At 30.2% G+C, this 258-nt stretch carries 1 protein-coding gene; it reads left to right on the forward strand.

The genetic code is table 11. The features are described from left to right. A partial coding sequence (locus tag RZA33_RS19575) for a hypothetical protein (protein WP_317509893.1) occupies positions 1–187 on the forward strand: 187 nt, incomplete at its 5' end. Between the last annotated feature and the right edge of the window lie 71 nt (positions 188–258).

A 258-nucleotide genomic window follows, 5' to 3' on the forward strand; every position in this document is an offset into this window, starting at 1 on the left:
TAAATTAACTTTTATCAAGTATGAAGGAGATAAAGCAATAGAAATGATAGATGAAATACTGGATTACTTTTCTCTTATTTTGAGTGAATCTGAATCAGTTAGTTATATACACAGAAATTTACAACAAGGAGAACGGATATCGAAAAATACATTAACAAAGGAGAATTATTATGAAAAGAAGCATTGAAACAATGTCAGCAAAACAAACCCGCGAAGTTTACGAAGAATTCAAACAGTCAAGAAAGGACATGAAGCAAG

Origin of the sequence: Halovibrio sp. HP20-59, from assembly GCF_033052795.2 — a bacterium.
GTDB lineage: Bacteria > Pseudomonadota > Gammaproteobacteria > Pseudomonadales > Halomonadaceae > Vreelandella.